Raw genomic sequence first — 13,109 nt, 5'->3', positions numbered from 1 at the left:
GTCAGCCGTCGTACGCGACAAGGAGGCCTCCGTGGCCGTACCGGCACACATCTTCAGCGCCGAGAGCGCAGCCGCCGAGGCGCCGCTCACCAGTGAGCCGCCGCTGCCCGCCGCCGAGCCCCTCACCAGCGAGCCCCCGCTCGCCGACGCGGAGGCGATGACGAGCGAGCACGCCGACGCCGAAGCGGACCCCACAGGGCTGTACGAGGGCCCGGTCCCGGCGCTGTCGGACCTCGCGGGGCTGTAGATGTCCCTGCACGGGTCGGCCGAACCCGCCGAGGGCCACGAGAGCGGAGAGGGCGGGGAGGAGCCGGCCGGGGAACGGCTCGCGCTCGCCCGTCTCGCCGAGCTGCACGGCGTCGCTCCCTCCTACCGCCCCTCCCCGGACCGTACGGTCGCCGCCTCCGACTCCGCGCTCGTCGCCGTGCTGGCCGCGCTCGGCGTCGACGCGGGCACCCCTCGGGCCGTCCGGGACGCCCTCGCCGCCCGGGAACGGGAACTGGCGGCACGGCTGCTGCCGCCGACAGTGGTGTGCGGCGCCGACGGTACGGCGAGCGCGCTGGCCGGACTGCCCGGGGGCACCCGTCTGCGCATCAGCACCGAACAGGGCGAGATCCGCGACGCGGTCGAACAGCTCCCGCCCGGTGTGCACGAGTTGCATGCCGTCGCGCCCGACGGCCGCACCGCCCGCGCCCATCTCGTCGTCGCCCCGGCCCGGCTGCCCACGCCCACCGGACGCTCGTACGGCATCCTCGTCCAGCTCTACTCGCTCCTGTCCCGGCGCTCCTGGGGTATGGGCGACCTGGGTGATCTCGGTGAGCTGAGCGCCTGGGCCGGGCGGACCCTCGGTGCCGGATTCGTGCAGGTCAACCCTCTGCACGTGGCCGTGCCCGGGGCGCCGACCGACCCGTCCCCGTACCGGCCGTCCTCCCGCCGCTTCCCCGATCCCGTGCATCTGCGGGTCGAGGACATCCCCGAGTTCGCCTACGTCGAGGAGGACGAGGACCGCGAGCGGGTGCGCGGGCTGCTGGAGCGGGCCGCGCGACTGCGGGAGTCCGTGCTGCGGAAGGGCGCGCTGATCGACCGGGACGCCGTGTGGGAACTCAAGCGCGAGGCACTGGAGCTGGTGTGCGCCGTACCGCTCGGGCCGGGCCGGCTCGCCGCGTACGCCGACTTCCTCGCGCGGGCCGGCGAGGCACTGGAGGATCACGCCACCTGGTGCGCCCTGGCCGAGGTGCACGGCTCGGACTGGTCACGCTGGCCGGCCGGTCTCCGGAACCCCCGGTCGGCCGAAACCGCCCGTGCCCGGGGCGAGTTGATGGACCGCGTCGACTTCCACTCGCACCTCGCCTGGCTCACCGACACCCAGCTCGCCGACGCCCAGCGGACGGCACGCGACGCGGGCATGCCGGTCGGGATCGTGCACGACCTCGCCGTCGGTGTGCATCCCGGGGGTGCCGACGCCTGGGCGCAGCAGGAGTACTTCGCGTCCGGCATGTCGGTCGGGGCGCCCCCGGACGCGTTCAACGCGCGCGGCCAGGACTGGGGGCTGCCGCCCTGGAGGCCGGACCGTCTGGCCGAGTCCGGCTACACCCCGTACCGCCAGCTGCTGAGGTCCCTCTTCGGCTACGCGGGCGCCCTGCGCATCGACCACGTCATGGGCCTGTTCCGGCTCTGGTGGGTGCCCCAGGGGCTGGCGCCGACGGAGGGGGCGTACGTCCGCTACGACGCCGAGGCCATGCTCGCCGTCCTCGCGCTGGAGGCCTCGCGGGCCGGGGCGATCGTGATCGGCGAGGACCTGGGCACCGTGGAGCCCGGGGTGCGCGAGACGCTGCACGAACGCGGAGTGCTCGGTACGTCCGTGCTGTGGTTCGAACGGGACTGGGACGGCGACGGGCGCCCCCTGCCCCCCGACCACTGGCGCGCCGACTGCCTCGCCACCGCCACCACCCACGACCTGCCGCCGACCGCCGCCCGCCTCACCGGCGACCACGTCGAACTCCGCGACCGGCTGGGCCTGTTGACCAGCCCCCTGGCGCAGGAGCGGGCTGACGCGGCCGCCGACACGAACGAGTGGCTGACGCTGCTCTCCCGACTCGGTCTGCTGAAGGGGGGTGGCGGTCGCGTGGGGGTGGCGGAGGAGGACGAGATCCAGGCCGTCCACCGCTATTTGCTCCGTACCCCGGCCCGCATGATCGGCGTCTGGCTCCCGGACGGCGTCGGTGACCGCCGCCCGCAGAACCTGCCGGGTACCTGGAACCAGTACCCGAACTGGCGGCTGCCCATCGCCGACGCGGAGGGCAGGCCGGTGACGCTGGAGGAACTGGCGGCGTCGGCGCGGCTGCGGGCGCTGATGGAGGTGCTGCGTTCGGGCGGGGCCGCCTGAGGCCGGGGGCGTCCGGGCCCTTGCCGGGGCGTCCGATGCCCTCATACGGCACCCCGGGCGCGCGGCCCCGCCGGGCGTTCGCTACTTTTGCACCGTGGACAAGACGAACGCCCTGCGCGCCGGTGCCCTGGTCGCCGGTACGACGCTGATGATGCTGCTCATGACGTCTCCCGCGCTCGCGCTCACCCGCGACGACGGTGACGACCCCGGCCCGGGCCTGAGCGTCATCGAGACGCTGGGCCTCTATGTCGTTGCCCCGATCGCCCTGTTCGTGGTGATCGCGGGTCTGGTGATGGTCCTCGACGGCTCCACGGACCGTGCCCCGAAGACCAAGCCCGCCAAGGCGAAGGCCTGACCTTCCGGGCCACGGCCCGACCTCTCGTTCCGAGGGCGCCGCTCTCGTCCCGTCCGGCACGGGGTGAGAACGGCGCCCTCGGCGTGTTTTCCGCCCGGTCCTACGGCTGTTGCGGGCCTTCCGTGGCGTTCAGCAGCTCCCGCAGCAGGTCGGCCAGTTGGCCGACCTGCTCGGAGTCCAGGGCGGCCAGGGCCTCCGTCTGGACGGCGAGGCCGGCGCCGACCGATCCGTCGACGCGGCTCAGGCCCTCCTCCGTAAGGGTGACCTGGAGGCCGCGACGGTCATGGGGGTCGGGGGAGCGGCGTACCAGCCCGGCCCGCTCCAGTTTGTCGAGGCGGCCGGTCATCCCGCCGGTGGTGAGCATCAGCGTCGACGACAGCTGGCGCGGCGAGAGCGTGTACGGCTCGCCCGCCCGGCGCAGGGTCGCGAGCACGTCGAACTCGCCGCGCGCGATCCCGAACCGCGCGTAGGCCTTCTCCGTCCGGTCGCCCATCGCGCGGGAGAGCCGGTAGATGCGGCCGAACACCTCCATCGCGGCGGTGTCGAGATCGGGCCGCACCTCCGCCCACTGGCCGATGATCGCGTCGACGGGGTCCCTGCGCTGCGGCGGCTGTGCACTCATGCGCCGAGTATCGCCGGTGGCGCGCGCCGAACGGTCACTCGCGAGAAAGCAGCTCGGTGGAAAGCAGCTTGACGAAAAGTAGCTTAGCGCTAAGCTACTTAGCGCCGACCTACCCAGAAGGTGCGCCCATGCCCGCGAACCGCTCCGCCCTCTTTCCCGTCATCGCCCTCACCGCCCTGGCCCCCATCTCCTGGGGCACCACCTACGCCGTCACCACGGAGTTCCTCCCACCCGACCGCCCCCTCTTCACCGGCCTGATGCGTGCCCTGCCCGCCGGTCTCGTCCTGCTCGCGCTCGCCCGGGTGCTGCCGCGCGGCGCCTGGTGGTGGAAGGCGGCGGTCCTGGGCGCGCTCAACATCGGCGCCTTCTTCCCGCTGCTGTTCCTGTCCGCGTACCGGCTGCCCGGCGGTATGGCCGCGGCCGTCGCGTCGGTCGGCCCGTTGTTCGTCGCCGGGCTCGCGGCGGTGTTCCTGGGCGAGCGTCCGGCCGTACGCACCCTCCTCACCGGGATCGCGGCGGCACTCGGCGTCAGTCTGGTCGTCCTGAAGGCGGCCGGGGCGCTGGACGCCGTGGGTGTGCTGGCCGCCCTCGCCTCCACGGCGTCGATGTCGGCGGGCACCGTACTGACGAAGCGCTGGGGCCGCCCGGACGGCGTGGGCCCGCTCGCCCTCACCGGCTGGCAGCTGACCGCCGGAGGCCTGCTCATCGCGCCCCTCGCCCTGCTCGTCGAGGGCGCTCCGCCCGCGCTGGACGGCCGCGCGACCGCCGGGTACCTCTACCTCGCGCTGGCGAACACGGCGGTGGCGTACTGGCTCTGGTTCCGCGGCATCGGCCGGCTCACCGCCACCCAGGTCACCTTCCTCGGCCCGCTGTCCCCGCTGACCGCCGCGCTCGTCGGCTGGGCAGCCCTCGGCCAGGCACTCACGCCGCTCCAGCTCGCGGGCATGGGGCTGGCGTTCGGGGCGACGGTCGTGGGGCAGTTGGGGGTGCGCTCACCCGCTCCGGGGCCCGGTGCCGGGGTGCGGAAGGTCCGGAGGCCCGTCCTGGCGTCGCGTCGCTGAGCGGGCGGTCAGCCGAGCAGGGCGGCGACCTCGTCGCGGATCGACGGCATGGCCGTGTACACCGTGCCGGGACAGTCGGTGGCCGCCCAGTGGCGGTGCCCGCCGATGACCGGCGCCGGCCGGCTGACTCCGCTGACGGGGTTGACGTAGACCACCTTGCCCGAGGGGGCGAGCGAGTGCCGCTCCGCGAGTTCGGCCAGGAGCCGGACCAGGGCGGTGCGTGCGGCGGACGACGCGGGCGTGGTGGTCAGCGTTCCCAGCAGGGCGATGCCGATGTTGCCGGAGTTGTACCCCTGGACGTGCGCCCCGGTGACCATCCGCCCCGAGGCGTCGTGCGCGGGCGTGCCGTCGGTGCCGGACCAGCGGCCCTCGTACACCAACCCGTCCGCGTCGATCAGGTAGTTGTAGCCCATGTCGCCGTATTCGGCCGCGTCGGTACGGTAGATCGCGCGCACCCGGGCGGCCGGATCCGGGTCGTCGCTGCCGTCGGCGGTGTGGTGGACGGTGAGCGTCTGGACCGGGTAGTACTCGGACGGCCAGCGCTCGGTGTCGCCGGCACCGAAGCGCAGGGTCTCGTCGGCGCCCCAGTCCGCACGGGACAGCAGCGTGTACGAGGCGGACGGGGCCGACGCGGCCGACGCCTGGCCGGGCAGCGCGCCGAGCGCGGCGCCGGCGCCCAGGGCGGCCAGGAACGCCCGTCGGGGCAGCGGGGAAACCGTCTGTCCTGTGCTGCGGGGGCCGGGGATGTCCGGGCGACTCGTCATGGCTCTTCCTGTCGGATGCGTGGGATGCGGTCAGAGGGCCGAGATGGCGCAGGCGTCCTTGGGGGCGTAGAGCCGGGACCAGGTACTGGCACCCACGATGCCGTCCGCACCGCCCGTGGTCTCGTTGCAGGTCTGCACCCAGTGAACGCCCGCCAGGGTCCTCTCTCCGTAACCGCCGTCCTCTTCCAGCCAGTTGGGATAGCCGCTGTAGTAGTTGACGAGGCACTGCACCTGACGAACCGCACTGCCCGTGCTGCCGGGGCTGACCGTGGGCCGGGCGGCGTCGTCGATGTGGTTGCAGTTGGTCTCGGCCGCGGCGGCGTTCGCCGTGGGGGCGCCGGTGAGGAGCGCCCCTGCCACCGCCAGTACGGCGGTGCCGCGGACGAGAGCCGAGCGGTGGACACGCGTGCGCATGATGTCTCCTTCGGAAATCCTGGCCGGCCGAGCGGCGCGCCACCCCCGTACGACTTGGACGCGCCGCCCGACCGGAGCGCATCAGCGCGAGTTGGCGAACTCCCTGAACGCGGCCCGGGTCCCCGAGCCGACGATCCCGTCGGAGGCGCCCGTGCAGCCGTAGCTCCGGAGCAGGCGCTGCAGCGCGCTGATCGTGCCGCTGCCGGGGTCGCCGTTGATCGCGCCGTTGTGGTCGTGGTACGTCGCCAGGCGGCGCTGGAAGGCCTTCCCGCTGTTCGTGCCGAGCCGGCCGTCGTTGCCGTCGTTGGTGTTCCAGCACGTCGCCAGCCAGCGCTGGACCTTCTGGGCCTGCGCGGAGGTGAGGCCGAAGTTCTGCGTCGCGAGGATGCCGACGGACCGGGTGTTCGCCGAGGGCGCGGTGGCCGGCGCGGCCGCCGCGAAGCCGGCACCCGTGCCCAGCAGGCTTCCGCCGGCAATGGCGACGACGGTGGCGGTACTGACGAATGACCTGGTCAAAAAGCTCGAAGGCATTCGTTCCCCCTCAGGGTCGTTGGTCGCACGGATCTGTTTTCGGACGATCCGTGAACGACTTTCGTGATGACCTTGTCAGCTCCCTCGCAGCATCGACATACTTTTCCGCCTGAGCGTAAAAGCCGTGGTCAGTGAGGGGAGTCGAATGCTCCGAATCCACTTCACGGACGCCGATCTCGCGTGCGTCCAAGTGGCGGCCAGGCCGGATCCGCTCTGGGAAATCTTTTTCAGCCTGCTCCGTTTCCAGAGACGCAAGGGCCTGTGGGCGTATGCCGGTTGGCATCGGAGCGCCCGCGAGGCGCTGCACAGCAAGGGCCTCGCGCCCGCCGTGCGCAACGTGTTGCTGCCCCTTTATCCGGGAGGCACCTATTTCCCGGATTTCCTCACACCCGGTGAGGCGTCCGAAGGCCTGGACGCGGGTCTGGAAGCGATCCTCGACGTTCCGCGCAAGCGCGTGCTGCGAGAACTGAACATCCTGGACCGGGTGAACGGCGCTCCCGACTGGACCCGACAACTGACCGACGTCGGACCGCGCAAGGAATTCGTCCGAACGGTCCGGACTTATTACGACGTGGCCATCCGTCCGCACAGCGATCACATTCAGGCGCACATCGACGCCGACCGCTCCGTCCGGGCCCGCAACCTGCTGGACGGCGGTACGGACGCGCTCCTGTCCGGGCTGGGGCCGTACATGCGCTGGCGGCGACCCACGCTGGAGGTCGACTACCCCGAGGACCGTGATCTGTACTTACAGGGACGCGGTCTGACGCTCGTCCCCTCGTACTTCTGCTGGGGCGGCCCGGTGTCGCTGGCCGACTCCGGTCTCCCGCCCGTCCTGGCCTACCCGCTGCGCCACGAGGCCTCCCGCGCCGGCGAGACCGGCGCCCAGGGGCCCCGGGCCCCGCTCTCGGCGCTTCTGGGCACGACCCGCGCCGTCATCCTCCGGGCGACGGCGACCGGCGCCACGACCGGCGAACTGGCCCGTGCCGCGGGAGTCTCCGCGGCGTCGGCCTCCCGCCACACCACCGTGCTGCGCGACGCAGGCCTCCTCGTCAGCCACCGCGACGGCCCGGCCGTCCTGCACACCCTGACTCCCACGGGCGCCGCCCTGCTGCGGGCCGGCGAACCGACCCACCGGGCGGCCCCGGCCGGGCGCGAGTAGAAGGAGTCGGGGGCACCCGGCCGTCCGGACCCACCGGGTCCTCCGACCGCCGGGCGCCCCCGACTCCGTACAACCGTCTGCCGCTGCTACTCGGCCGCCGCGTCCGCCGCCTGCGCCCTGAGCGCACGCTCGACACCGGAACGGGACTCCGAGACGAGCCGTCGCAGGGCGGCGTTCGGCTCGGCGGCGGTCAGCCAGGCGTCCGTCTTCGCCAGGGTCTCCCGCGAGACCTGGACGGCCGGATACAAGCCGACGGCGATCTGCTGGGCGATCTCGTGCGAGCGCGAGTCCCAGGCGTCCTTGACCACCGCGAAGTACTTGTCGGTGTACGGCTCAAGGAGCTCGCGCTGGTCGGTCTGGACGAAGCCCCCGATCACCGCCTCCTGGACGGCGTTCGGCAGCTTGTCGGACTCGACGACCGACGCCCAGGCCTCCGCCTTGGCCTCCGGGGTCGGACGGGCGGCCCGGGCCGTGGCGGCGTGACGTTCGCCGGCGGCCGTCCTGTCCCGCTCGTACTCGCCCGCGATCTCCTCCTCGTCGAAGCGCCCGACGGCCGCGAGCCGCTGGACGAACGACCAGCGCAGCTCGGTGTCGACGGCCAGCCCCTCGATGGTCTGCGTGCCCTCCAGCAGGCCATCCAGCAGGTCCAGCTGCTCCGGCGTCCGGGCCGTGGCCGCGAAGGCGCGGGCCCAGGCCAGCTGGTGGTCGGAGCCCGCCTCGGCCGACCGGAGGTGGGCCAGGGTGGCGTCCGTCCAGCGGGTCAGCAGGGCCTCGCGGGCGGTCGGGTCCGCGTACAGGTCGATCGCCAGCTTCACCTGCCGCTGGAGCGACTGCACGACGCCGATGTCCGACTCCTTGCCGATGCCCGACAGGACGAGGGAGAGGTAGTCGCGGGTGGCCAGTTCGGCGTCGCGGGTCATGTCCCAGGCGGAGGCCCAGCACAGCGCACGCGGGAGGGAGGCCTCGAAGTCGCCGAGGTGTTCGGTGACGAAGGCGAGGGACTCGTCGTCGAGGCGGACCTTGGAGTACGACAGGTCGTCGTCGTTGAGCAGGATCACGGCCGGACGAGGCCTGCCGACCAGCTGCGGTACGGGCGTCAGCTCGCCGTCGACGTCCAGCTCGATGCGCCCGCTCTCGTCGTCACGGAGCAGCCTGCCGCTCTCGTCGTCGAGGTCGTACAGGCCGACGGCGATACGGTGCGGCCGCAGCGTCGGCTCGCCCTTCGCGCCGGCGGGCAGGGCCGGGGCCTCCTGGCGGATGGCGAAGGAAGTGATGACACCGTTCGCGTCCGTCTCGATCTCGGGACGCAGGATGTTGATACCGGCCGTTTCCAGCCACGACTTCGACCAGGCCTTCAGATCGCGCCCGGAGGTCTCCTCCAGGGCGCCCAGCAGATCGCTGAGCCGCGTGCTGCCGTACGCGTGCTGCTTGAAGTAGGCCTGCACGCCCGCGAAGAACGCGTCCATGCCGACGTACGCGACGAGCTGCTTCAGTACGGAGGCGCCCTTGGCGTACGTGATGCCGTCGAAGTTGACGAGGACGTCGTCGAGGTCGCGGATCTCGGCCATGATCGGGTGGGTGGACGGCAGTTGGTCCTGGCGGTAGGCCCACGTCTTCATGGAGTTCGCGAAGGTGGTCCAGGAGTGCGTCCAGCGCGAGCCGGGGGCGTACGCCTGGCAGGCGATGGAGGTGTAGGTGGCGAACGACTCGTTCAGCCACAGGTCGTTCCACCACTCCATGGTGACGAGGTCGCCGAACCACATGTGCGCCAGCTCGTGCAGGATCGTCTCGGCGCGCGTCTCGTACGCGGCGTCCGTGACCTTCGAGCGGAACACGTACTGGTCGCGGATGGTGACGGCACCCGCGTTCTCCATGGCGCCGGCGTTGAACTCGGGAACGAACAACTGGTCGTACTTCTTGAACGGGTACGCGTAGTCGAACTTCTCCTGGAACCACGCGAAGCCCTGCCGGGTCACCTCGAAAATGGCGTCGGAGTCGAGGAACTCGGCGAGCGAGGGACGGCAGTAGATACCCAGCGGAACGGTCTGCCCGTCCGCCTCGTACACGCTGTGGACCGAGTGGTACGGACCCACGACGAGCGCGGTGATGTACGAGGAGATACGGGGCGTCGGCTCGAAGCGCCAGACGTCGTCCTTGGGTTCGGGCGTCGGCGAGTTGGAGATGACGGTCCAGCCGGAGGGGGCCGTCACCGTGAACTGGAAGGTCGCCTTGAGATCCGGCTGTTCGAACGACGCGAACACGCGCCGCGCGTCCGGCACCTCGAACTGGGTGTAGAGATAGGCCTGCTGGTCGACGGGGTCGACAAATCGATGCAGGCCCTCACCGGTGTTGGTGTAGGCGCAGTCGGCGACGACGCGCAGGACGTTGCGCCCCACCAGGAGCCCCGGCAGCGCGATCCGGGAATCCTTGAAGACCTCGTCGGGGTCGAGTTGGTCCCCGTTGAGCGTGACCTCGCGTACGGCCGGGGCCACCAGATCGATGAAGGACTCCGCGCCGGTCTCGGCGGAGTCGAAGCGCACCGTGGTCACGGACCTGTAGGTGCCGCCCTCCTGTGCGCCGGAGAGATCGAGCTCGATCTCGTACGAGTCAACGGTGAGCAGCTTCGCCCGCGCTTGCGCCTCTTCGCGGGTCAGGTTTGTGCCAGGCACGCGGTCATCTCCTCGTTATGTGTCGGTTGCGCCATCCTTCCACGGGATCCGCGACCGACGCGATGTCCGGAACCCGCCGGTGAGCGGGGTGGACGGGCGCGAACGCGGGGCCCCTGAAGAGGCTGCGTCCTGCTGACGCCGCGGGAGGCGAGTTGGTTCCCGTGACCGGTGGTGGGGAGGAGAGGAACGGGCGTTCCGCCCAGGCCGTACCCCTCAAGCGCCGGCCGGCATCATCCAGCCCGAGCCGGCGTTCGAAGTCGATGCCCGTTCAGGGCCGTAGAGGGGTCTACCTGCCGCCCAGCTCCGCCGCCACCAGCTCCGCGATCTGCACCGCGTTCAGCGCGGCGCCCTTGCGCAGGTTGTCGTTGGAGACGAAGAACGCGAGCCCGTTCTCGGAGGTCTCGTCGGCGCGGATACGACCCACGTACGACGCGTCCTTGCCGGCCGCCTGGAGGGGCGTCGGGATCTCGGAGAGGACGACACCCGGCGCGTCGGCCAGCAGCTCCGTCGCCCGCTCCACCGACAGCGGACGCGCGAACCGCGCGTTCACCTGGAGGGAGTGCCCCGAGAACACCGGAACCCGGACACACGTACCGGAGACCTTCAGCTCCGGGATCTCCAGGATCTTGCGGGACTCGTTGCGGAGCTTCTGCTCCTCGTCCGTCTCGAACGAACCGTCGTCCACCACATTGCCCGCCAGCGGCAGCACGTTGAACGCGATCGGCCGCTTGTACACCTGGGGCTCGGGGAAGTCGACCGCCGAACCGTCATGCGTCAGCTTGTCCGCGTCGGCGACCACCTTCTGCGCCTGCCCGTGCAGCTCCGCCACACCCGCGACACCCGAACCGGACACCGCCTGGTACGTCGCGACGACCAGCGCCTGAAGCCCCGCCTCCGCGTGCAGCGGCCTGAGGACCGGCATCGCGGCCATCGTCGTGCAGTTCGGGTTGGCGATGATGCCCTTGGGGCGGTCCGCGACGGCGTGCGGGTTCACCTCGGAGACGACCAGGGGTACGTCCGGGTCCCGGCGCCACGCCGACGAGTTGTCGATCACGACCGCGCCCTGCGCGGCGACCTTCTCCGCCAGCGCCTTCGAAGTCGCGCCGCCCGCCGAGAACAGCACGATGTCGAGGCCGGTGTAGTCGGCCGTCGCCGCGTCCTCCACCGTCACCCCGTCGAGGACCGACCCCGCCGAGCGCGCCGACGCGAACAGCCGCAGTTCCCCGATCGGGAACTCGCGCTCGACGAGGATCCTGCGCATGACCGTGCCGACCTGACCGGTGGCTCCGACGATTCCGACCCTCACGACGACTCCTTCTGTATGGCGCTGTATTGCGTGACCGATTGCGTGACCGGCGCATTTCCATCATGCGTCCCGCCCAGGGCAACCTGTCCAATCCTTTGCTCGGCATGCCCGAGGAATGGGACGGAACAAGGGCGGCGCCCGCTTGCGATCGTCCGGTCGCACCCCACCTGAACTGGAGAAACCCGCCCGGCAGGGGCAGCCGGGCGCAAGCTGTGCGGGTCCGGGCCGACCAGGGACGGGCGAGGCCCGAGTCTCGCTTCGGTAACGGTGTGACGTACGTCTCCGCGGCGGCCGAACGTTTTGGGCGCCCTCGGCGTCGTAAGGGAAACGCGGTGAGGGGGGAGGGGTGCTGTGCTGCGCAGAAAGGCCCGGCGCGCCCAGGAGGACGAACACGGCGACCCGCTGGACGCGGGCCAGGAACGCCGCGTCCGGGCCGTGCTCGCGCTCGGCGGCGTGCCGCAGGCGGACCTGCTGGACGGGGTACAGCAGGTCCGCCTGCGGCTGCTGGAGCGCACCGCCAGCGGGCGCGAGGCGCCCCGTGACGTGTCGGCGTGGGTGGCGGTCGTCGCCTCCAACCTCGCCATGGACTGGCACCGCGCCAAGCGCCGCCAGGAACGGCTGGGGGAACGGCTGGCCTCCCTGCGTCAGCCGGTGGCCCACCCTTCCGGCGAGGAGACGAGCCTGCTCTCCCTGGCCGTCGCCCGCGGGCTGGACGACCTGCCCGACCCGCAGCGTCAGGTGCTGGTCCTGCGTTTCTACGCCGACCTGCCGGTCCGCGGGATCGCCGAGGAACTGGGCATCCCGGAGGGCACGGTCAAGAGCAGGCTGCACACGGCGGTGCGGGCATTGCGCGCCCGCCTGCACGAGGACGAGGTGGTGTGACATGGCCCCCGAGAAGGACACATACGACGCCTGCGACGGCTCGGGCGGCCTGGACGCCCTGCTGGCCGCGATCACCGGTGAACCCCTGTCGCCGGAGGCCCGCGCGGACGCCGCCTTCATGGCCGAGCACCGGTCGGCGGCGGCCGACGTGGCGCTGCTGCGCGAGCAGTTGACGCTCCTGGGCGAGACGCTGGCCCCCGAACACGCGGCTGAGCATCCGGCGGCGGAAGCCGCCGCAAGGACAACGGTTCCGGTACGGCAGCCGGTTCCCCTGCGGGAGCGGCACGCCGTACGCCGGCTGCGTGCCGTGGCTCTCGGTGTCGCCGCCGTGGCCGCCGCCGGGGCCCTGGTCACGGGCGGGGGCTGGTTGCTGACGCATGCCGCGGGCGGGGCCGACGACGCGGCGTCGTCCGCCGCGGTCGACCAGGGAGGCGGCGAGGACACCAGGGGCGGGGGCGACTCGGGATACCCGAGCTTCCCCGGAGTGAGCGACGCGGGCGGCGGAGGCGCGCTGGCCTACCCCGAGTACCTGGCCTGTGCCCGCCTGATCGTCGAGGGCACCGTCACCGCCGTGGAGACGGGACCCGGCGCCGGGCAGGACCGGATCACGCTGCGCGTGACCCGTTACTACAAGCCGGACAAGGGCCCGGCCGAGGTGAGGTTCGTGATGGACCAGGAGTCCGGTCCACGGCTGGCCGCGGGCGACCACGCGATGATCGAGATCGGGCAGGGGGAGGCGTCCCCGGGCATCTGGGCCACCGACGAGAAGGAGATCGCCGCCCAACGGGACTGGATCACAGGCGCGTTGCCGAAGTCCCGCTCACTGACGTGTGACTGAGGGGTTGCTGCGATCCAGTAGCTGGATTGTCCTCGTTGTGTGGTGATACGGCGCCGATGGACGGTGGCGAATGGATCCCCCCTCCCGTCGCACTCCTCGTACCTCCACCTCCGACCTCC

General features: G+C 71.9%; 13 protein-coding genes. 7 read left to right on the top strand and 6 right to left on the bottom strand.

Translation table 11 applies throughout. The annotated features are described in order from the left end of the window. Positions 1-31 precede the first annotated feature (31 nt). The 3 genes from RB628_RS11010 (at position 32) to RB628_RS11000 (ending at position 2,741) form a co-directional block, all read left to right on the top strand. Complete coding sequence (locus RB628_RS11010; RefSeq protein WP_398394433.1) at positions 32-247, top strand: hypothetical protein; 216 nt, start codon at positions 32-34, stop codon at positions 245-247. After that, positions 248-2,386: a 4-alpha-glucanotransferase gene (malQ, locus tag RB628_RS11005; RefSeq protein WP_318320153.1), complete on the top strand. Its 2,139-nt coding sequence runs from the start codon at positions 248-250 to the stop codon at positions 2,384-2,386. 94 nt (positions 2,387-2,480) lie between these two features. Continuing rightward, complete coding sequence (locus RB628_RS11000; RefSeq protein WP_318320152.1) at positions 2,481-2,741, top strand: hypothetical protein; 261 nt, start codon at positions 2,481-2,483, stop codon at positions 2,739-2,741. Positions 2,742-2,841: 100 nt separating this feature from the next. On the opposite strand, the gene RB628_RS10995 is transcribed toward RB628_RS11000, so the two are convergent. Continuing rightward, entirely contained in the window at positions 2,842-3,363 is a 522-nt protein-coding gene (locus tag RB628_RS10995; protein WP_318320151.1) for a MarR family winged helix-turn-helix transcriptional regulator, read from the bottom strand. Positions 3,364-3,491: 128 nt separating this feature from the next. Here RB628_RS10995 and RB628_RS10990 point away from each other — a divergent pair, with 128 nt between their 5' ends. Further along, on the top strand, positions 3,492-4,424 hold the full coding sequence (locus RB628_RS10990; RefSeq protein ID WP_318320150.1) for an EamA family transporter: 933 nt from the start codon (positions 3,492-3,494) through the stop codon (positions 4,422-4,424). 8 nt (positions 4,425-4,432) lie between these two features. On the opposite strand, the gene RB628_RS10985 is transcribed toward RB628_RS10990, so the two are convergent. The 3 genes from RB628_RS10985 to RB628_RS10975 form a co-directional block, all read right to left on the bottom strand. After that, a complete protein-coding gene (locus RB628_RS10985) occupies positions 4,433-5,188 on the bottom strand; it encodes a peptidoglycan recognition family protein (protein WP_318320149.1) in 756 nt (251 codons plus the stop codon). A gap of 30 nt (positions 5,189-5,218) precedes the next feature. Then, entirely contained in the window at positions 5,219-5,602 is a 384-nt protein-coding gene (locus tag RB628_RS10980; RefSeq protein WP_318320148.1) for a hypothetical protein, read from the bottom strand. 81 nt (positions 5,603-5,683) lie between these two features. Then, the gene (locus RB628_RS10975; protein ID WP_318320147.1) at positions 5,684-6,118 is read right to left on the bottom strand and encodes a peptidoglycan-binding protein; all 435 of its coding nucleotides are present in this window, start codon (positions 6,116-6,118) and stop codon (positions 5,684-5,686) included. A gap of 160 nt (positions 6,119-6,278) precedes the next feature. On the opposite strand from RB628_RS10975, the gene RB628_RS10970 reads away from it, so the two are divergent. After that, positions 6,279-7,295, top strand: coding sequence for a helix-turn-helix domain-containing protein (locus RB628_RS10970; RefSeq protein WP_318320146.1), 1,017 nt, complete (start codon positions 6,279-6,281; stop codon positions 7,293-7,295). 86 nt (positions 7,296-7,381) lie between these two features. Here the strand turns inward: RB628_RS10970 and pepN are convergent, their stop codons facing one another. Together pepN and RB628_RS10960 are read right to left on the bottom strand one after the other, a co-directional pair. Next, positions 7,382-9,964 (bottom strand): aminopeptidase N, encoded by a 2,583-nt coding sequence (gene pepN / locus RB628_RS10965; RefSeq protein WP_318320145.1) that lies wholly within the window; start codon positions 9,962-9,964, stop codon positions 7,382-7,384. A gap of 286 nt (positions 9,965-10,250) precedes the next feature. Next, a complete protein-coding gene (locus tag RB628_RS10960) occupies positions 10,251-11,270 on the bottom strand; it encodes an aspartate-semialdehyde dehydrogenase (RefSeq protein WP_318320144.1) in 1,020 nt (339 codons plus the stop codon). Positions 11,271-11,621: 351 nt separating this feature from the next. Here RB628_RS10960 and RB628_RS10955 point away from each other — a divergent pair, with 351 nt between their 5' ends. Together RB628_RS10955 and RB628_RS10950 are read left to right on the top strand one after the other, a co-directional pair. After that, positions 11,622-12,152, top strand: a complete 531-nt coding sequence (locus tag RB628_RS10955) for a sigma-70 family RNA polymerase sigma factor (RefSeq protein ID WP_318320143.1) — start codon at positions 11,622-11,624, stop codon at positions 12,150-12,152. A 1-nt stretch (position 12,153) separates the two neighbouring features. Further along, on the top strand, positions 12,154-12,990 hold the full coding sequence (locus RB628_RS10950) for a hypothetical protein (protein ID WP_318320142.1): 837 nt from the start codon (positions 12,154-12,156) through the stop codon (positions 12,988-12,990). Positions 12,991-13,109 lie beyond the last annotated feature (119 nt).

This window comes from Streptomyces sp. ADMS (assembly GCF_033441795.1).
In the GTDB taxonomy this organism is placed as follows: domain Bacteria; phylum Actinomycetota; class Actinomycetes; order Streptomycetales; family Streptomycetaceae; genus Streptomyces.
The sequence above is the reverse complement of the archived record's forward strand: the minus strand, read 5'-3'. Positions and strand labels throughout refer to the sequence as shown.